This window comes from Paenibacillus sp. J5 (assembly GCF_054955055.1).
The window spans coordinates 388,737-408,770 of record NZ_JBUEDD010000003.1; the positions used below are offsets into that span (position 1 = coordinate 388,737).

At 52.4% G+C, this 20,034-nt stretch carries 12 protein-coding genes; 11 read left to right on the top strand and 1 reads right to left on the bottom strand.

All coding sequences use genetic code 11. The annotated features are described in order from the left end of the window. Positions 1-22 precede the first annotated feature (22 nt). From ACY1JZ_RS06930 to ACY1JZ_RS06970, 9 genes are all read left to right on the top strand, one after another. On the top strand, positions 23-3,154 hold the full coding sequence (locus tag ACY1JZ_RS06930; RefSeq protein WP_462628619.1) for a non-ribosomal peptide synthetase: 3,132 nt from the start codon (positions 23-25) through the stop codon (positions 3,152-3,154). Further along, entirely contained in the window at positions 3,155-9,667 is a 6,513-nt protein-coding gene (locus ACY1JZ_RS06935) for a non-ribosomal peptide synthetase (RefSeq protein WP_462628620.1), read from the top strand. Positions 9,668-9,696: 29 nt separating this feature from the next. After that, positions 9,697-9,966 carry a phosphopantetheine-binding protein gene (locus tag ACY1JZ_RS06940; RefSeq protein ID WP_462628621.1) on the top strand — a complete coding sequence of 90 codons (270 nt, stop codon included), beginning with the start codon at positions 9,697-9,699 and terminating at the stop codon, positions 9,964-9,966. 27 nt (positions 9,967-9,993) lie between these two features. After that, positions 9,994-10,926, top strand: a complete 933-nt coding sequence (locus ACY1JZ_RS06945) for a C39 family peptidase (RefSeq protein WP_462628622.1) — start codon at positions 9,994-9,996, stop codon at positions 10,924-10,926. A gap of 79 nt (positions 10,927-11,005) precedes the next feature. Further along, a complete protein-coding gene (locus ACY1JZ_RS06950) occupies positions 11,006-12,049 on the top strand; it encodes a hypothetical protein (RefSeq protein WP_462628623.1) in 1,044 nt (347 codons plus the stop codon). A 163-nt stretch (positions 12,050-12,212) separates the two neighbouring features. Further along, positions 12,213-13,082 carry a DUF6612 family protein gene (locus tag ACY1JZ_RS06955; protein WP_462628624.1) on the top strand — a complete coding sequence of 290 codons (870 nt, stop codon included), beginning with the start codon at positions 12,213-12,215 and terminating at the stop codon, positions 13,080-13,082. Between the two features lie 289 nt (positions 13,083-13,371). Further along, positions 13,372-14,472: a redox-regulated ATPase YchF gene (gene ychF, locus ACY1JZ_RS06960; protein WP_270166343.1), complete on the top strand. Its 1,101-nt coding sequence runs from the start codon at positions 13,372-13,374 to the stop codon at positions 14,470-14,472. A gap of 476 nt (positions 14,473-14,948) precedes the next feature. Continuing rightward, positions 14,949-16,022 carry a peptide chain release factor 1 gene (prfA, locus tag ACY1JZ_RS06965; RefSeq protein ID WP_270172676.1) on the top strand — a complete coding sequence of 358 codons (1,074 nt, stop codon included), beginning with the start codon at positions 14,949-14,951 and terminating at the stop codon, positions 16,020-16,022. A 47-nt stretch (positions 16,023-16,069) separates the two neighbouring features. Then, positions 16,070-17,302, top strand: a complete 1,233-nt coding sequence (locus tag ACY1JZ_RS06970) for a N5-glutamine methyltransferase family protein (RefSeq protein ID WP_462628625.1) — start codon at positions 16,070-16,072, stop codon at positions 17,300-17,302. A 382-nt stretch (positions 17,303-17,684) separates the two neighbouring features. On the opposite strand, the gene ACY1JZ_RS06975 is transcribed toward ACY1JZ_RS06970, so the two are convergent. After that, positions 17,685-18,356, bottom strand: coding sequence for a stalk domain-containing protein (locus ACY1JZ_RS06975; RefSeq protein ID WP_270166341.1), 672 nt, complete (start codon positions 18,354-18,356; stop codon positions 17,685-17,687). 252 nt (positions 18,357-18,608) lie between these two features. Here ACY1JZ_RS06975 and ACY1JZ_RS06980 point away from each other — a divergent pair, with 252 nt between their 5' ends. Both ACY1JZ_RS06980 and ACY1JZ_RS06985 read left to right on the top strand, forming a co-directional pair. Then, complete coding sequence (locus ACY1JZ_RS06980; protein ID WP_462628626.1) at positions 18,609-18,866, top strand: DivIVA domain-containing protein; 258 nt, start codon at positions 18,609-18,611, stop codon at positions 18,864-18,866. Positions 18,867-19,347: 481 nt separating this feature from the next. After that, positions 19,348-19,944 (top strand): class D sortase, encoded by a 597-nt coding sequence (locus ACY1JZ_RS06985; RefSeq protein ID WP_462628714.1) that lies wholly within the window; start codon positions 19,348-19,350, stop codon positions 19,942-19,944. The last annotated feature ends 90 nt before the right edge of the window (positions 19,945-20,034 follow it).

Genomic DNA, 20,034 nt, shown 5'->3' on the forward strand with positions numbered 1-20,034 from the left:
ATACGATTGAAGGAGGAATACTGTGAACAGCCACGTTGAGTTCGTCCACGAAGGGTCGCCGCAGCTAAAGAGGCTGTGGCGGTTGGCAAATTCGGGGCATGGGGCCGCCATGCTGGTTCAAACGGCAGTGCGGGTGGAAGGAATACAGGCAGATCGGCTGCTGGATGCTGCCTTGCACGTTGTGAGTGATGGACTTGGTTACCCAGGCTCTAGCTGGAAGGGGACAGCCGCAAGCGCCATCTTGCCAGATGTGATCGGTCAAGATGAACTGCATTCGGTTCTGCAGCGAGAAAGAGATGATTACTCCTTCGACATCCATGATCTACAGGTTCGGCTGTTGGTCCTGAGTGGTGCAGAGGGACAATGCTATCTCGCACTGACCGTTCCGGCTCTGCTGGCGGATCTAAGGTCACTGCAGGTAATGAACAGTCAGATTCATGAACGGTGCTGCTCTGTGACGACCAAGCGTGAAGCGCCTATTCGTTACGATGAGGTAACGAGATGGCAGCAAGCGATTGTGGAGGGAAGTGGAGCAGCCGAGCGAGAGTATTGGCATAGGGTCACAAGAGAGCTCAGCGAGTCGGGCAGTGCGGAGGCAAGGCTTCCTCTTGATAACAGACCAGAGTCTGTCGTGTTTGTGCCAGAGTCACACTCGTATGCGGTGACGAAGGAACTGTCAGAACAAATAAAGAGGATGGCTTCGGTATCAGGCTGCCAGGCTAGAGCGGTTCTCGCTGCGGCCTGGCAGACAGTCATTTGGAGGCTATCCAATAACAGATGCGGCGGGATCGGCTACGTACTGGACGGGAGAGCAGATGAGTTGCTTCAGCCGGTTATTGGGCCTCTCTCCAAATCAGTTCCTGCCCGTATCAGAGCCGATCATGAGATTGCTTTTGACCAACTGATGAAGGCGATTCAGCTTGATTTTAACGAGATGGAGGCTTCTCAAGATTTTTTTGCTTGGGAGCAGGAAGCGGAGACTTCCTATTTTCCATATCTGTTTGAATATCTGGAGCAAGAGAGTCCATATGAGAGCAGTAACGAGGCCATGCTGTTGGTGAGTGAATTTGCATGTCCAGAACCATTTCATCTCAAACTTTCATGTCGAGAAACCAGCAAGGGCTTTCAGCTCCTGCTTTATCGCGATGCTTACATCGAGCCGGCGTACACAGAGAGTATACTCAGAAGCTTGCTCACATTGCTTAGTGATGCCTCTGAGCATAGCGGGCGAATGGTCGATCAGCTCGAGCTTCTGGATTCAACAAGCCGCCGGCAATTGGTGATCGAGTTCAACGAGACAGCGTGTGATATTCCAACTGCAACTGCATCCCAGCTCTTCGAGGAGCAAGCAGCCCATAACCCCGAGAAATGCGCGGTTCAAGGAAACGGGCACAGTTGGAGCTATCGCGAGCTTAATGAGAAGGCCAATTGCATTGCGCACGCATTGCTGAAAAGAGGCGTGGGGCCAGAAGTTCCGGTCGGCATTATGCTCGAGCGCACGCCAGAGCTGTTGGCCGGTGTGCTCGGTATAATGAAGGCCGGCGGCGCTTATTTGCCTTTGGACCCTCAGTATCCACAAGAGAGAATTGAGTTTATGCTGAAGGATTCAGGATGTGCTCTGGTGCTTGCTCAATCCGGGCTGGAAGAACAGTTGCCTCAAGGTACTTCGCTCTTGCTACTGGACTCGGACATGAAGCAATGGAGCGAGGAATCGACCGCAAACCCGCAACAGCCGATCCAAGCCGATCAGTTGGCTTATATCATCTATACCTCAGGTTCTACAGGTACGCCCAAGGGAGTTATGATTGAGCATCGCGGTCTGGCAAATTACCTCAACTGGTGTCAAAAACAGTATGCAGGTCATAGGCAAGGAGGGGCGCCTGTGCACTCTTCTTTGGCCTTTGATCTCACTGTCACCAGTCTGTTCACTCCGTTGATTACAGGTGAAACCGTCTATCTCATCAAGGAGACGGAGGGGCCTGCCATTAGTGAGGCTCTGGCTTCGTTAAGCGGACTGGGACTGGCCAAGATCACTCCTGCCCATCTCCAACTGCTCTCCAAGAGCCTGTCTCCTCAACAACTTGCCGATTGGGCAGCCGTGATCGTAGTGGGCGGGGAGCAGGTATACGGGGAGTCGCTGCAGGCATGGCGCCAATATTCCCCTGATACGTTGTTCATCAATGAGTATGGCCCAACAGAAACCGTTGTTGGCTGCGCGACGTATTCCATTGCGGCTGGGCGCTGCAGCAAGGGCGCCATACCGATCGGCCGTCCAATTGACAACACGCAGTTGTATGTTCTGGATGAAAGGCAGGAGCCGGTGGCTATCGGTGTGACAGGCGAGCTATACATAGGCGGGGCTGGCGTGGCACGTGGTTATATTAACCGCCCTGAATTAAATGAGGAGCGCTTTGTCCTTCAACCCATCGAGGGTGTGCAGACCCGATTGTATCGAACAGGGGATTTGGTACGGTTTCGGGCGGATAGGAATCTGGAATTTATCGGCCGAGTGGATAATCAAGTGAAGGTACGTGGCTACCGGATCGAGCTTGGCGATGTCGAGAGTGCTATTCTTCGTCATCCTGCTGTACGGGACTGCGCCGTTATTGTTAAGGATCATGGACATGGAGCCAGTCAGCTTTCGGCTTTTTGTGTTCTGGAGGCGGATATGCCGCTGGAGCAGGATGAGCTGCGGAGTTTTATGAGAGATATCATCCCAGAGTATATGGTTCCTGCGGAGTACGGCTTTCTATCTTCTCTGCCGCTTACAATTAACGGCAAGGTCGACCGCAAGCAGTTGCTTCATATGAGAGGGGAACAGAAGCCAGAGCAACAAGAGCCTCTTAATTCGACTACAGCGACCGAGAAGATGCTGATCGCTGTGTGGCAAGAGGTTATTGGAGACGTTAGTATTACAACCAATCATAGGTTTTACGATGTGGGCGGGGATTCTATACTTGCCATCCAGTGCATCTCTAGAATACAGTCCATGCTCAATGTTGAATTCCCGGTTCGTGCATTTTTTGATTATCCCACCATTAAGGAATTCGCCTCCTATCTGGACGATTTGCTGAAGCAGCAAATACTGGAGGAGCTTGGCGGATTGAGTGATGAAGAAGTCTCAGAAATGCTGAGAAGGGAGAATTCCGAATAAATGATGGAGCATAGAAATAAACAGTCTTCTCCAACAACGAAGGAGGAGCTGCTGCAAGCACTCTTAAATAAACGGCTACAAGCAGCGAAGGAACAGTCGCTCCGCGCGGCATCCGAAGTTTCACGAACAGATCGGACAAGCCCGCAGCCGTTATCTCCGGGACAGAGAAGGTTATGGTTCTTAAACCATTGGCTCCCCGGAAATGCTGCTTATAATATTCCACTGGCGGTCAGGGTGAAGGGGCCGATTGGTGTAGACGCTTTGGAGAAGAGCATTGCTCGTCTAGTAGAGCGGCACGATATATTGCGCGCTCGCTTTGAGATGAGAGAGGGCGTGCCTTGGCAAATCACAGACACAGAGTACGCCTTTCGCCTAAATCTCTTAGACTTGTCCCACATGAATCTACAGGAGGAAGAACTACAAAGACGGATTAATGAAGAGTCGGCACAGCCATTTGATTTAGCAACAGGGCCATTGTTTTATGCTGCATTATGGATATTAGGCGATGGGGAGCATCTCTTGTTCATGAATATGCATCATATTGTATCCGACGGTTGGTCGATGGGCCTTATCTTCCGGGAAATCGCAACGGGATACAACGCGCTGTGCCAGGGAGAGGAGCTGCGTGCCGAAAAGCCGGTACAATATGCAGACTTTACCCACTGGCAAAGCCAGCAGCAGGAGCAGGAGCGAGTCCATAAGCAGATGGCCTATTGGAAAGAGCAACTGGCAGATATGCCGAAGCTGCTGGAGCTGCCGTATGACAGGCCGCGGCCACTTACTCAGACCTATTCCGGGGCGAACATCCCGTTATGGCTTCCAGAGCTGCTAGTGGACAAACTAAGAGACTTGGCGCGTAAGGAAGAAACGACCTTATATAATGTACTACTGGCTGCCTTTCACATTATGCTTCGTCGTTACTCGGGTCAATCCGATATTGTCGTTGGAATACCTGTGGCCAACCGCAGGCATAAGGCTTTTGAAGAAGTCATCGGTTTCTTTGTAAATACGATTGCGGTTCGCGCCCAGGTCGATGAGAATGCACCATTCCTGGGCTTTCTGCAGACCATTAAACAATTGGCGCTGGAGGCTTATTCGAATCAGGAAGTGCCTTTTGAACAACTAGTGAATGAGTTGGCTATCGAACGCAATGTGAACTACTCGCCGATCTTTCAGGTCATGCTTGCTTATAATAATGCACCCGCAGTTCACGCGAGGCTCGATCAACTGTCGCTTGAGGTGCTGCCGATCGAGACAGGGACATCCAAGCTTGACCTTACCTTGGAGCTCTGGGACACCGAACAGGGTCTCCAGGGGAGGTTGGAGTTCAACTCCAGCCTGTTCCATGCTGAGACGGCGATACGTATGAGAGCACACTATATCAGGCTGCTGGAGAGTATTGCGGATGCCCCGCTGAAGTTGCTATATGAACTGGATATGTTCTCTACAGATGAGCATAAGCAGCTATTATATGGCTGGAACAGCGGAGAGCATCGAGCGGAGAGTGATCCCTCCACAGCTCCCATCTATCTTCGCTTTGAGCGGCAAGCCGAAATACAGCCTGATGCTGTAGCTGTACAGTACGGAGCGGTGCAGATGACCTATGCCGAGCTTAATCGGAGAGCGAACCAGCTCGCTCATCGGTTGCGCCAGCAAGGCGTTGGAGCGAATCAACTGGTTGGGCTATGCATGGATCGTTCCACCGAGATGATTGCCGGCATGCTGGGTATTCTCAAGGCGGGCGGGGCTTATGTGCCGCTAGATCCAGATGCCCCTGCCGAGAGGCTGGCATTTATTATGGCGGATTCGCAGATGGAGTGGCTGGTTACACAGGAGCATCTGCTTCCGATTAAGGCTGCCAGCGGATGCACTGTTGTGTGTATCGATCAGCTTCCAGAAGATGAGGAAACAGAGGGGAATCCTGTTCCTAACGTGTCTGGAGAGGATCTGGCTTATGTCATCTATACTTCGGGCTCCACCGGCAAGCCTAAAGGGGTGTTGTCCGAGCATCGCAATGTCACACGATTATTCAGCTCTACAGAGCACTGGTATGGTTTTGATTCAACGGATGTTTGGGCATTGTTCCATTCCTATGCCTTCGATTTCTCCGTATGGGAGATATGGGGGGCATTGGCTTATGGCGGCAAGCTCGTCATTGTACCGTACTGGACAAGCCGCTCTGCGGAAGATCTCTATAATCTACTGTTGGAAGAACAGATTACGGTGCTGAACCAGACACCGTCGGCTTTCCAGCAACTGTTAAGAGAGGATGAGCGGCGGAACGACGTTAGTGGGAGTGGCATGGCTCTCCGTTATATTATTTTTGGCGGTGAAGCCTTGGAGCCTGCGGGGTTAAGGCCGTGGATCGATAAGCATGGTGATGCCAAGCCTCAGCTCATCAATATGTACGGCATTACCGAGACGACGGTTCATTCGACGTTTCGTCGCATTACGAAACACGATACCGAGTCGGGGGATGGCAGTGTCATCGGTGTGCCGATTCCCGATCTGAATATGTATCTGCTGGATGAGTACATGCGTCCTGTAGCTATAGGAGTAACCGGCGAGATTTATATTAGCGGTATTGGTGTGGCACGCGGTTATCTGAATCGCCCGGAGCTAACGGCACAGCGATTTTTGCCGTGTCCCTTCGATCAGGCTGAAACCCTGTATAAATCCGGGGATCTGGCTCGCCGACTAAGCAATGACGAGGTCGTATTTGTCGGACGCAGCGATGATCAAGTGAAAATACGCGGCTATCGCATTGAGCTTGGAGAGATCGAGGAGGCGCTGAACCAATATCCACGAATTAAGCAGGCTGTTGTTCTGGTAAAGGGGGGAGAGGGCAACGCTAAGCGTCTGGTCGCCTTCTTAATGGTTGATGAGCATGAACCGCCGACTGCAGCAGAGATTCGAGATGCTCTGTTCCGCAAGCTGCCAGATTATATGATTCCGTCTGTATTTGAAGTTCTGCCAGAAATGCCTCTTACAGCTAATGGCAAGATTAATCGCCAGGCACTCCTGGACAGCATCGTGAGCCCTCTTCAGGCGCATGGCGCATACATTGAGCCTGCCGATGAGACAGAGAAGAAGCTGGCAGCAATCTGGCGGGAAGTGCTGCAAGTGCAACGTGTAGGAGCGGAGGACAACTTCTTCGTGCTAGGGGGAGATTCCATTCTAGCACTCCAGGCCGTAACGCTCATGAAGGAGCAGGGGTACCCTATTACGCTGCAAAAGCTGTTCCATATGCAGACGATCCGGGCGTTATCTTCCTCTATGGAAGGATTAGAAGCCGATTCGCATGATACGATGTTTAGCGTTCTGGAGCCGTTCGCCAGACTATCCGGCAAGGACAGGGGGGCGATGCCTGCGGATGCAGCGGATGCCTATCCATTAACGGGCTTGCAGGCGGGGATGCTGTTTCATATGGATCGGAATGAAGATTCCACCTCCTATTTGAATATGACGAGCCTGAAGATCCAGATGGTATATGACAGAGAGAAGCTGCAGCGGGCGGTTGATCACATTGTGTCGCAGCATGCTGTATTACGGACATCTTTTGATTTCGTGTCCTATACAGAGCCGCTCCAGATTGTGCATCAGCAAGCGGTCTTGGAAGTGCTGGAGGAGAACATAAGCCATCTGAATGATGAAGCACAGGAGGAGTACATTGAGCAATGGGTTAAAGAGGAAGTAGCGCGCAAGTTCAATCTGCTGAAGCCTCCTTTGCTTCGCATCTCAGTGCATATTCGCAGCCCGCAAATGATTCAGTTTTCATTGACGGAGTGCCATGCGATCTTGGATGGATGGAGCTTCACCTCTATCATTCGCGATATCTTTATGGAATATTATAGGCTTTTGGAAGGAAAGCCTCTAAGTCAGCCCGAGGCTCAGCCTTTTCATTTCCGTGATTTTGTATGGATGGAAAGAGAATGTATCCGTTCTGAGGCTCACCAGTTGTACTGGAAGGAACAGTTGCAAGCCTTCCCGTTAACCCGAATTCCGCGCTGGACATTAGCAGAGTATACCGGACAACGCCAATTTCAGCGTTCGCTACGACCCATACCCAACGAAATTGAACGAGGGATTCGTGCGCTGGCTCAGGAGTGCAAAGTACCGATTAAAAGCGTATTGTTGACTGCTCACCTGAAGCTGCTGCAAATTCTAGCCGGTCAATCTGACGTTATGACAGGGCTTGTCAGTAATGGTCGTCCAGAGGTTGATGGCGGAGATCGAATTCGTGGACTCTTCCTCAATACATTGCCATTCAGATTGCAGCTTGCGGAGGGAAGCTGGCGTGAGCTTGTACAGGCTGTGTTTGCTCATGAACGTGAAATGATGGAATATCGACATTTTCCACTTAGTGAAATTCAAAAAAATCTGGGTCGAAATAAAGGGTTTGAAACAGCCTTTAACTTCGTCCATTTCCATGCCATTCGGGATCTGGTAGCGGGAACATCGATGGAAATTCTGGATCTGAAGGAAGTGGCTGATACCAATTTTGTGTTGCAGGCTGCCTTCAGCATGATCCCGACAACCGGCGAATTGATCCTGATGCTGGATACGAACGGAGCAGAAGTTACACAAGAGCAAAGCGATATATATGCCTTGTATTATGTTCGTATTCTGAAGGAAATGACAGATCATTGTGAACAGCCGCATCAGACGTATTCCCTGCTCCGTAATGAGGAGCGCCAACAGTTGATGACAGGCTTGAATGGCACCGCTCAGCACTATCCGCTTGACCGGTGTCTGCATCAATGGATCGAGGATCAGGTTGAACGAACACCAGATCAGGCCGCGATTGTATTCCGTACCGAGCAGCTATCCTACCGCGAGCTGAATGAACGGGCCAATCAGTTAGCCCGGTATTTGCTGAGGCAAGGAGTCGAAGCTGACCAGATAGTCGGTGTGTGCATGCAGCGCTCGCTGGAGATGACAGTATGCCTCTTGGCGATATTAAAGGCTGGCTGTGCGTATGTGCCGATTGACCCTGATCTCCCTGCCAGACGCATCCGCGACATGCTGGAGGATGCGCAGATCGCAGTTGTGCTGACGGAGTCCTCCCTAATGGACATCGTGGATTTTGGAGGGTTGGCTGTAGAGCTGGATTTGCTCAGAGAGGCTCTGGTTCAGGAGCCGACGGCTAACTTGCCAAGCCAAGCAACCCCGGATAGCCTGGCTTACATCATCTATACCTCAGGTTCTACAGGGAAGCCCAAAGGGGTCAAGCTTCATCATCGGGGAGTTTGCAATCGGCTCATATGGATGCAGGAGCAGTATCAGTTAAACCACTCGGATCGAGTGCTGCAAAAAACGCCCTATACCTTTGATGTTTCGGTATGGGAATTTTTCTGGCCACTGATGTGTGGAGCTGCTCTTGTCGTAGCTGTGCCGGAAGGCCACAAAAACACACCGTATCTGGTCGAACTGATTCAAACGGAGGAGATAACGACGATTCATTTTGTCCCCTCCATGCTGGACGTGTTTCTCGATCACTCGCATGCAAGTCAGTGCCGTACACTTCGACGCGTCATATGCAGCGGCGAAGCATTGTCGATGGAGTTGCAACAGAAATTTTTTGAGACCATGCATGCAGAGCTGCACAATCTGTATGGGCCAACCGAAGCCTCGATTGATGTGACGCATTGGCAATGCTTGCCTGGAGTTAAGCAGACTAGCGTACCGATTGGACGTCCGATAGCCAATACGAGCATCTATATTCTTGATGGGAATGCTCAACCTGTACCACTAGGGGTTCCTGGGGAGCTATATATTGGTGGCATAGGCGTTGGCGCTGGGTATACGGATGAGGAGCTTACACGACAACGATTCCTAGATGATCCATTCTTGGGTCAAGGGAAAATGTTCCGAACTGGAGACGCAGCCCGCTGGATGCCTGACGGCACAATCGTCTATATTGGCCGGCTGGATGATCAATTGAAGATAGCTGGCAACCGTATCGAGCCTGGCGACATTGAATCCGTGCTGCGCAGGCACAAAAATGTAAAGGAAGCCGTAGTAACAGCTAAAGCAGACCGGACTGGAAACCTGCAGTTGTATGCGTATGTCATTCTACGGCGGGCGGTAGAAGATGCGGATCAATTTGCCCTGCAGATGTTCGCCAAGCGGAATTTACCAGAATATATGCGTCCAGCAGAAATAATCTTCGTCGATCATTTTCCGTTAACAGTGAACGGCAAAGTCAATAAGCGAGCGTTGCCTGAGCCATCGGCACCTGCTGCACGCCTGAAGCACTATGTTCCTCCTCAAACGGAGGAAGAGGTTGCTTTGGCGGAGCTGTGGGAGGACATCCTGCAGATCGAGCAGGTGGGTCTGCTGGATAATTTCCTGGAGCTAGGGGGGCATTCGCTGCTGCTCATTCGTCTGGCTCAACGGATTGAGGAGCAATTTGCAGTGCAGACTGACCTGGCGTTGCTACTGGAGGCTGACCATCTTGAAGCGATGGCGCAACTGATTACAGACAAGCGGAGCAAGATAGTTAGCTTATAACCTGGCTATGTAGAGGGAGGAAGTGGAGTATGTCTGTTCCAATCAATGAAGCGGCCATTCATAAGACCTTGTTAGAGGCGATACAGGAGCATCAGTTGTTTGAGGTCGACGTGGAGCATATTCAACCTGAGGATAATCTTATTGACTACGGCCTGGATTCAATCGGATTTATAAAAATTATTATTCTGCTGGAAAAGCTGTATCACATCCATTTTGATTCCGATGTAACACTTCTGGATAATTTCAACACACTGGACAAGATCGGGAAACAAGTGATGATACGTATTACAAAAGCATAGAACGATATTCAGAAAAGAGGCCTTGGAATGATTGAGGTATCTATACGCAAGGTTCCCATTCAATGTACGAACCGGTTTTCAGCTTGTCTAGATGATATTGCCGCTACGATTACAGCTCATTACCAAAGAGACTACCGACTGATGTATAGGGATAGCTGGGATTTTTTTAGCTTGTCTGACGATGTGGATGAGGATCAAGCTGATCAACATAAATGGGATAATTTATATAATTTTCATGGAGCAAGGCTTGTATTGGAACAAGCTCCTTTTTCCCAATCACTATCCCGTATTTCACAGCAAATCGATAACGGAGTCCCGGCAGTGATCGGGTTTGATGGGTACTATTGTGATTGGGACCCCTACTGCGGCAAGACGCATAATCGTCACGCCTGCATTGCTGTGGGTCTTGATCTGCAAGCGGAAGAGGTGTTGATCGTAGACCCTTATTTCACGAAGGCAGAAAAGAGGGTGTCGTTTCATGTGCTGCAGCAGGCTTCAGAGTATTTTGGGGAATGGCAGATTCAAGAAGCGCCGCTCCTAACGGATTGGGCGTCGATCCTCCGTGAGGCGGTTGCAAAAATAGAAGAAAAGGATATGATGAGCAGCATTAGGAAGCTCGCCAATGAAATTACGCAGTTGAATATGGATGAATTATATGATGATTTAACAGACAGCATTCGAAGGCTCTACGCCTATTTCAATCGATTAATATTAGGAAGAATGCAGTTCGGGCTAGTCATGAATGCGTACTCTGAGCACTACAGAGAGCACAGTTTCTCAAGCTGGGAAGCAGAGTTCCAGCGATTGGCGACCAACTGGGAAGTAATTTTGAATGTAATATCCAAAGCCTTATTTGCGGAATCCTTCAAACACGCTAAGCAGGAGGTTGAAGACAGAATCCTCGCGGCTGCAGATGATGAAGAAGCGATGTTATCACGCCTCAAGTGCGTATCGTTATAGACGAGCCATTTGTCGCCGTGGATTCCCTTATCCCCTGTTTGAACGCACCATAACGAGTTGTTGAATGGAGGAGCATACGATGATGAAGAAAGTACTGCCTGTACACAAGCCAATGGTGAGAGGATACTTAAATTATGCCTATCAAATGGCGGTTATAGGGCAGTTGCCTCATGCTCAACATTGGATCTTTCAAAACTATATTCAGTTGGTTTCGGATGTTAACAGCCCGCTCCTTCCCGTTCAATTCTATCTCCCGGATGCTTCGGGATATAATTGGTCACCGCTTTGCCCGCTCTTGGAGCATCAGTTGATTAGCAGGGACGTGCTGATACAGCATCAGATGGAGTTTATAGACGTTATTATGGAATCGATCCGTCAGAATCGATACATCTGTATCCATGTCAATGAGAGGTATATTCCAGGTACAGCTGCGGAGCAGCGCCAACAGAATTTTAATCATATGATTATGATTCATGGTTTCGATCAGGAGGCAGGGGAGTTTGCTTTCTATGGATATGATGCCAAAGGGCAGTTGTCCAGTCGAACCGTGAAGGTTGATCAGATGAAGCAAGGATTCTTTGATAACACCTATAACTATGAACAATTTGAAAGCAAATTAATTATCATGAGACCCAGAGATGAGGTCCGGTTCCATCTAAGACTGGATTATATTGTTGACCAGCTCAAGGATTTCGTCCGCTCCAGGGCGACAATACGTAATGTAATGGACTACGACCAGGGATACCAGTTGCTGTATGGTCTTGACACCTATGATTTTGTGAATAAGAATTTGAAGCTCATGGCCTTGCAGGAAAGAGATGTGGATGTGACGGCGCTGCATGTAATAGGGGAACATAAGCTGATGATGGCGGAGAGGCTTAAGTTTTTGATGAATCAATTCCCTTCGCTTAGACTGGATGGATACATTCAATCCTATACGCAGTTCAAGGATGAGTTTTTTGCGATGCGCAATTATCTACTCAAGCTGGAGTTTACCGGGGAGCTTGAGCGGGTCGATAGTATTATTGATAAAATCCAACGGATAAAGCAGGAAGAACAGCCCGTTCTTGAAGCCTTAATTGAAGCGCTCCAACAGGAAAATGATACGAGCTTGAATCCTTGATGATTAAACGAAAAAACGACTTATCCCCATGGAAACATCCGGATCTGTGGATAAACAGGGGATAATGTGGATAGTTTTGTTGATAAACTCCGTTATTTTGTGGGCAATTTGGGGATAATATTAGGATAACCCAAATGAACCCCAACATAAGGAGAGAAGTAAGTTGAATGACAGGAACCAACGCGCCCTTAGCCCACTGCGGCTTACGGGCCTGCTGCTCGCGGTTCTGCTGACCGCCGCTGGCTGCGGACAGTCGGGAGCGGACAGACTCAAGGCTACAACTGTGACCGGCCTGTCGCCTGCCCGCGAGCTGCTGGAGCAGGCCATTGCCGCAGTCGAGGCATCAGACAGCTACGCGCTTACGGTGAAGCTTCGGCAGGAGCTTCACGCAGATGAGGGAGACGATCGCTTCGATCTGCGCTCAGAGGGGCGTGTGGCGCTTCACCCGCTGCGTATTGACCAGACGGTGACTGCTGGCAAGGGAGAGGAGCAATCGAGCTGGCGGACGCTGCTGGATGGAAAGCATATGTATGTGCAGGATCAGAGCTTCGGCGGTGAATGGAGCAGGTTGGACGAGGAGGATCAAGCGGATGCGATGCACAGCCTATCCGACTACCAGGCTGCTCCAGCGCGCCAGCTTCGCAAGCTGGGAGAAGCTGCACGCCAGAGCATGAAGCTCGTGGACGTGGAGGATGGCGCTGTCGAGCTGGTCTATTCGTCCACGGCGAATTCGGCAGCCAATCGGCTGTTGCTGACAGAGCTGCTGGATAGCACGCTTGGGGCGAGGCAGATGACTGGTGAGGCGGGCTCCTCCATGCAGATCCAGAAGCTGAGCTGGACGATTCGTTTCCCTGGAAGGGGGCAACTGCAGGCGCTGCCGATTCGCATCACAACGGATGCGGATTTTTGCCTGGATCTGGAGGCGGGGCACGCGGTTCGGCTAAGACAGCAGGTTCAGGCGGATTACAGCCGATGGAATGCTATTGAGCCTATCGAAGTGCCGCGGGAAGCTCTTGAGGTCTCGCGACAATAGACAGGAAATGGGCTAGAGTCAGCCAAGCCGCCCATGTAGTTGGTTGGGGGCGTGTGTTGCTGCACCAGCAGCAAGGTCTGTGCCGACTCTCTGTTCGCACCGCGCGCTGCTTCCTGGCGCGCGGTGCTTTGCTGTAAGCGGAGCTACCTTCTTCTGCTAGAAGCTCGCCAATGCTCGCCATAAGGCAAGGATACAGCGGCGGCTTGTCCGGCCAAGGGCTTCCTTTGGCAGAGAGCATCGGGTATAATGGCAACAGACTATGCTTTTAGGATAAGGGGATGTACGTTATATGTCACTTTCTTGCGGAATCGTCGGTCTCCCGAACGTAGGGAAATCGACGTTGTTTAATGCCATTACACAAGCGGGTGCGGAGTCGGCGAACTATCCGTTTTGTACCATTGACCCGAATGTCGGAGTGGTCGAGGTGCCGGATCATCGTCTGGACAAGCTGACTGAGCTGGTCACGCCGAACAAGACGGTACCCACTGCATTTGAATTTATCGATATTGCTGGTATCGTCAAGGGAGCGAGCAAGGGCGAGGGATTGGGAAACAAGTTTCTGGCCAATATTCGCGAGGTGGACGCGATCGTCCATGTCGTGCGCTGCTTCCAGGATGAGAACATTACTCACGTTGCCGGCAAGGTTGATCCGCTGAGCGACATTCAGACGATTAATCTGGAGCTGGTGCTGGCTGATCTGGAGTCGGTGGAGAAGCGGATTGAACGCTCCAAGAAGAATATGAAGAGCGGCGACAAAAAGTATGCGCAAGAGGTAGAGGTGCTGGAGCGGATCAAGGAGGCGCTGTACGAGGATAAACCTGCGCGCAGCCTGGACTTGACCGAGGATGAGCGTCTGCTCGTGCGCGAGCTTCATCTGCTGACCATGAAGCCGGTGCTGTATGCTGCTAATGTTAGCGAGGATGGAGTTGCGGATGCGGATAGCAATCCGTATGTCCAGATCGTGCGTGAGTTCGCTGCCTCCGAGAATGCCGAGGTCGTGCCGATCAGCGCCAAGGTAGAGGCGGAGATTGCTGAGCTGGAGGGCGAGGACAAGGAGATGTTCCTGCAGGAGCTGGGTCTGGATGAATCGGGCCTGAACCGGCTTATCCGCGCAGCTTACAAGCTGCTGGGACTGTATACGTATTTTACAGCAGGGGTGCAGGAGGTTCGCGCCTGGACGATCCGCAAGGGCATGAAGGCGCCGCAGGCTGCGGGAGTGATTCATACAGACTTTGAGCGCGGCTTCATCCGTGCCGAGGTGGTCTCGTATGATGATCTGGTCGCTGCAGGCTCCATGAACGTAGCCAAGGAACGCGGACAACTGCGGCTGGAGGGCAAGGAGTATGTGGTACAGGACGGCGATGTGATGCATTTCCGTTTCAATGTCTAAGCATAAGCAGGGCAAGAGGAGAGGCGCGATTGCGCCTCTTTTTCTATTGATTGCGTGCTTAGCTGATCACACCAGCCATTGACAGCATACAGATTACATATTATCGTCCTCATCCTGTGGATAATGTGGATTCATTGTGAATAAGTCTGTGGATAAATTCATTTAATATTACATTTCGGCTTGAATGGATGTTATCCACAACTGGATATAAGAGGACACCGCAGATCGATGCCTGCTACGGCGTTGGACATCTGTCAGGAGCTTGAATGAGCGGACAACGGCGGTGGTTCGCTCACATGAAGGCGTCCGGCTGCCCCCTTGAGGTTGCTTGCGGAAGGTGCGATGGCGCAAGGCTGTCGACAATGATCGTATATCAGAAGAAACGAATGGGATTGTGCGGCGTCTTGCTCATTTTCCGTTCAGATGTGATATAATGAAGGGACGGAGATATTGAGTTTAGGGGTGTATGAACAATGATGTTGGACCGACTGCAGGCGCTGGCCGACCGCTATGAGAAGCTGAGCGAGCTGCTATGCGACCCGGATATAGCGAACGATTCAAAGAAGCTGCGGGATTATTCCAAGGAGCAGTCTGATTTGCAAGAGCCATACAATGCATTTATGGAGTACAAAGAGACCTTGGCGCAGTACGAGGATGCCAAGCTTCTGCAGGGTGAGAAGCTGGACGACGAGATGCGCGAGATGGTGAAGCTGGAGATCGAGGAGTTGGGCGAGAAGCTGGCAGAGCTGGAGGAGCGTGTGCGCATCCTGCTGCTGCCCAAGGACCCTAATGACGAGAAAAACGTCATTGTTGAGGTTCGCGGTGCGGCAGGCGGTGACGAGGCGGCGCTCTTCGCATCCGATCTGTACCGGATGTATACGCGTTATGCAGATAGCCAGGGCTGGCGGGTTGAGGTGCTGGACGCTAATGAGAGCGATCTGGGCGGCTACAAGGAGATTATCTTCATGATCTCCGGCAAGGGAGCCTACAGCAAGCTGAAATATGAGAGCGGCGCCCATCGCGTGCAGCGGATTCCGGTGACAGAGTCCGGCGGACGCATCCATACCTCGACCTCGACAGTGGCGGTCATGCCTGAGGTGGAGGATGTCGAGATTGAGATTCTCGACAAGGATATTCGTGTAGATACCTTCTGCTCCAGCGGCGCTGGCGGACAGTCCGTTAACACGACCAAGTCGGCAGTGCGCGTGACACATATTCCGACAGGCATCATGGCGACTTGTCAGGACGGCAAATCGCAAAATGACAACAAGGCGAAGGCGCTGCAGGTGCTGCGCGCCAGAATCTACGATATTCATCGGCAGGAGGAAGAGGCGAAGTATGCGGGGGAGCGCAAGAGCAAGGTCGGAACAGGCGACCGCAGCGAGCGCATCCGCACGTATAACTTCCCGCAGAGCCGTGTGACAGATCATCGGATCGGTCTGACGCTGCATAAGCTGGATACGGTGATGAATGGCGACATGGGAGAAATTATTAATGCGCTGACCGTTGCAGAGCAGGCGGAGCTGCTGGAGAGAGAGAATCTGGCATAAGCTAAAGCTGCACAGCGAGGCGATGTGAATGGGTGGAGGCGTGAAGGATGAACGTGAACGACTTGGAGATAGCCTATCGCCCCGGAATGACGTTAAGAGAAGCCTGCTTGCAGGCTTCTTCTCTTTTGTCCGGGGCGGGGGTGGATGAGGCGCGTCCCAATGCGGAGCTGCTGCTGATGCATCTGCTCGGCATGGAGCGGGCTCAACTGCTCCGCGACTGGAACGAGCCGCTGGATGCGGCGCTATGGGAGCGCTGGAGCGAGCTGCTGCGGCGCAAGGCGGCAGGCGAGCCGGTGCAGTATATTATAGGGGAGCAATGGTTCTACGGGCTCCCCTTCACGGTGCGCCCCGGCGTGCTGATCCCACGCCCGGAGACGGAATTGCTCGTCGAGGCTGTGCTGCTAGCCGCGGACGAGCTGTGGCCCGCCGCAGTGGGCAGCGCGGGAGCGGACGCGGGGCCTGCGAGTGGCGGAGGGGCAGCGGAGGCGGGCACGAGTAGGGCGCCCGTCGAAGTAGCCGTGCCGACAGAGCCGCAAGCCGTGCAGCAGGAGCCGCAAGCCGCGGTGAGAGAGGCGGGAGCGCCCGCACCTGCCGAAGCATCTGCGGCGGCAGCGGCAGCGGAGGCGGGCATGCGATCGCCCGCCGAGGCGCCCATGGCGGCGGCGCCATCGCCCGCCGGGCCTGGCTGCGCTCAGGCCCGCCTAGCGGTGCCGACGGTCATCGACGTCGGCACCGGCAGCGGCGCCATCGCCGTGACGCTCGCTGTGCAGCGTCACGCGTGGCGCGTATGCGCGTCCGACCTGTCGGAGGACGCGCTGGCAGTCGCCCGCACGAACGCGGCCCGTCACGGAGTTGACGGGCGGCTGCAGTTCGTGCAGGGCGACCTGCTCGGGCCGTTCGCGCAGCTACGGCCCGAAGGCGGCAGCCCGGGCGAGCTCGCCGGGCTGTGCGCCGATGTCATCGTCTCCAACCCGCCGTACATACCGGCGGGTGAGCTCCCGCACCTACAGCGTGAGGTGCGGGATTACGAGCCGCGTCTCGCGCTGGATGGCGGCGCGGACGGTCTCGACCCGTATCGGCGCATGCTGGCACAGCTCCCCAAGCTGGCACAGACGCCGCGCCTGATCGCCTTCGAGCTGGGCATGGGCCAGGCGCCTGAGGTGGCGCAGCTACTGAGGGATTACGGCGCATGGGATGAGATCCGCATCATTACCGACTATGCGGGGATTGAGCGTCATGTCCTGGGATTGAACAAGCGTGGCGCAGAAGGCTGTAGGTAACATTACAGCAGTCGCCGCGCCCTGGCCTTGCTTGGATGTGATCAGTGGATAGGCAAGGCTGTGACTGTCTAGCCGCAGAGGCAGGTAAGTGCGAGCAGCCGCGCGACATCAAGGGATGGCTTCATGAGCGGAGTTTATCCTTTGCGCCTATTCCAGACTGCTCCCGCACGAAGAAGCTGACCACTATAATTACCTTGCCATACCCAAAAACGCCTCCATCTCCACTATCATAGTGGTTATGGAGGCGTCTTCGTATATCATGCTCAGGCAGACCTCTATAATGACCGAGCAGATCCGCTCACGCCTGATCTCTTCAACTGAATCTACGCGAGATGAAGCTTAGTCCGCGAACAGGGGCATCGGCCGTTCACGCTGAAGTATGCTATTTATAATAGGAAGTTGTCAGCGGGACAAACACCTTGCCCGAGTCGCTTACATCACCGTGAATGTACAGCTCATGGACACCCGCGATATTGACCTCAATCGTCTTCAGTCCATCCGCCACTGCGACCGTTTCGGTCTTCAGCACGGTTCCGCTCTTGCTATCCTCCACCTTGAATTGCTCGATGTCCTCACCGATGGCGGCTATCTGCAAGTACAGCTTCTGATATTTCCCTTTTGGATACAGCATGAAGGAGCTTGAGCGGCTGCCCGTCGCATTATCGAAGAAGACGTCCTTATAGTCTTTTCCTTTATATACCGTCATCTCAGGGTCCTTGGTATGGTACATGTTGTCAAAGCCTGCGGAGATGGGGGTACCTTCAAGTTTTTCGCCAAGATACACCGTCTTGGTCTTGCTATCATAATTGACGGCAACGTCCAGTGCGCCCGAGATGGATCGTACAGGCAGATACGTCGTTCCGTTATGAATAATCGGGAGCACGGGCACCCCTTTTTCATTCGTTGGCTCAAATGCTGTTCCGTTCACGACAAATTTAATCGACGAATCGAAGTAGGCTTTAATCTCCTGCAGATTGCTTCCAGCGTAGACACCAGCACTGGCACTCAGCAGCAGGGAGGCTGCGGCAACAGTTGCGAACCATTTCTTCTTCAAGTGATTCCAACTCCCTCAAAAGGATTTGAATCTATTATAGAGGAGCATAGCATGACCTGCAAGGGACGCTAGATGGGTGAAGCCGGCGGGGAAAATAGGTATATAGTATGGTAGGAAGTCGCCAGACGGTCGGCAGAGTCCCTGTTCACGTACATGTGCCTTGCGGAACACAGCATCTTGTCGGAAATTATTGAAACCATAATTATATTAAATCGTACAAATTATAGATAAAGATCAAGGGGGTACTAGATTATGAAGCAAAATGGACTTCAACTTACGGCGCTAGACGTACATACGAAAGAATTTGATACCCGATGGAGAGGGTATGACCGGGATCAGGTCAATGAATTTCTGGATATTATTGTACAGGACTACGAGTGGGTGAAGCACGAGCTGTTGCGTCTGAAGAGGCTTTCCGATGGGGTGGTCAGAAGCCCTGGAGATATGGAGCTGCTGAACAAGCTGGAGGAGCTGGAGCGCCGGGTAGAAGAGCTGGAACGCCGAGTGTAGCCGTAGGGCTGATACTCTCATTGCCGGGTGGCAAGCGCAGCAAGAGCGAATATGTCAGCTTTCCCTTCCCCACAATTCCTCGCTCCACCGTCAAGTATGGATATGGGACAACCTCTGTCCCTATACAACTAAACTGCCCTCCAATGTATGCGCGCGAGTGGTAATATTTCCCATGAAAATTCCCAGCTTTATTTTGAGCCTTCGGGCTCCTATCCTTTGATATGAAAGGGAGGGGTATATTTTTTCTGGTGAACTCGTGTGGATTTTATGCAAAAAAATCCCTGTTCAGATTCTGTCTAGGTAACTGAGATATACTGTTTATTGCTTCCAGGTACTGTGTTCTATATTGACACGAACTGGAGCAAATCCAAACGGTGCAACTAGATACAGCTCTCGGCCTGCCAGGAGGAGAGCTGTCTACTGTGCGTATGGAAGGGAGGTTTTTCGTATCCTACGAAGGAGATGGATCGGCTTGGCGCTGATGCTGACGGGGCTTGCACTGATACTGTACCCTCTATTGGAGAACAGGCAATATGAAGCTCATCAGGCGGAGTTGATTGCGAGCTTCGAGCAGCTTGGCAATACGGAGTGGCTGGAGCAGCTATCCTCATCAGGGCAACCCGTGGAGGTCAGCCCTGAAGGGGCCGCGGAGCTCAAGGGCGCCAGAGGCATCCTGCGCATCCCTAAGCTGGAGCTGGAGATTGTGATATTCGAGGGCGCCTCACTGCAGACGCTTCGTGAGGGAATCGGCATGATTGAGCCCAAAAAGCAGATTGGAGTACATAATGTGGGTTTGGCAGGACACCGCTCCTTGACCTATGGGAAGCAATTTAACCGTCTGGTGGAGCTTGAGCCTGGCGATGTCATCGAGGTGCAGACCCTTGAACGGAGCCTGTCCTTCGTCGTAACGGAAAGCTTCTCTGTTCCTAAAAGCCGTGTGGATGTGCTACATGACGGCAGCAAACCGCTGCTGACGCTGGTGACATGTACGCCGGCGGGCAAGAAGAATCCGCCCGACCGTCTGATTGTCACCGCAGAGTTAAGGGATGAGGAGACATCCTCCACATCTGCGAGTTAGCTAGGTCGTGTCTGAACGCCCGTTCAAGGGCATCTCTCCCCGCCTTTTTCGCCCTAAGCCGCGTTGCCTTTTCTTGACGTACCCCCGGCA

Coding starts and splice junctions, on each gene's coding strand:
- ACY1JZ_RS06935 (WP_462628620.1), top strand. CDS start 3,155: ATGATGGAGCATAGAAATAAACAGTCTTCTCCAACAACGAAGGAGGAG.
- ACY1JZ_RS06940 (WP_462628621.1), top strand. CDS start 9,697: ATGTCTGTTCCAATCAATGAAGCGGCCATTCATAAGACCTTGTTAGAG.
- ACY1JZ_RS06945 (WP_462628622.1), top strand. CDS start 9,994: ATGATTGAGGTATCTATACGCAAGGTTCCCATTCAATGTACGAACCGG.
- ACY1JZ_RS06950 (WP_462628623.1), top strand. CDS start 11,006: ATGATGAAGAAAGTACTGCCTGTACACAAGCCAATGGTGAGAGGATAC.
- ychF (WP_270166343.1), top strand. CDS start 13,372: ATGTCACTTTCTTGCGGAATCGTCGGTCTCCCGAACGTAGGGAAATCG.
- prfA (WP_270172676.1), top strand. CDS start 14,949: ATGTTGGACCGACTGCAGGCGCTGGCCGACCGCTATGAGAAGCTGAGC.
- ACY1JZ_RS06970 (WP_462628625.1), top strand. CDS start 16,070: ATGAACGTGAACGACTTGGAGATAGCCTATCGCCCCGGAATGACGTTA.
- ACY1JZ_RS06980 (WP_462628626.1), top strand. CDS start 18,609: ATGAAGCAAAATGGACTTCAACTTACGGCGCTAGACGTACATACGAAA.
- ACY1JZ_RS06985 (WP_462628714.1), top strand. CDS start 19,348: ATGCTGACGGGGCTTGCACTGATACTGTACCCTCTATTGGAGAACAGG.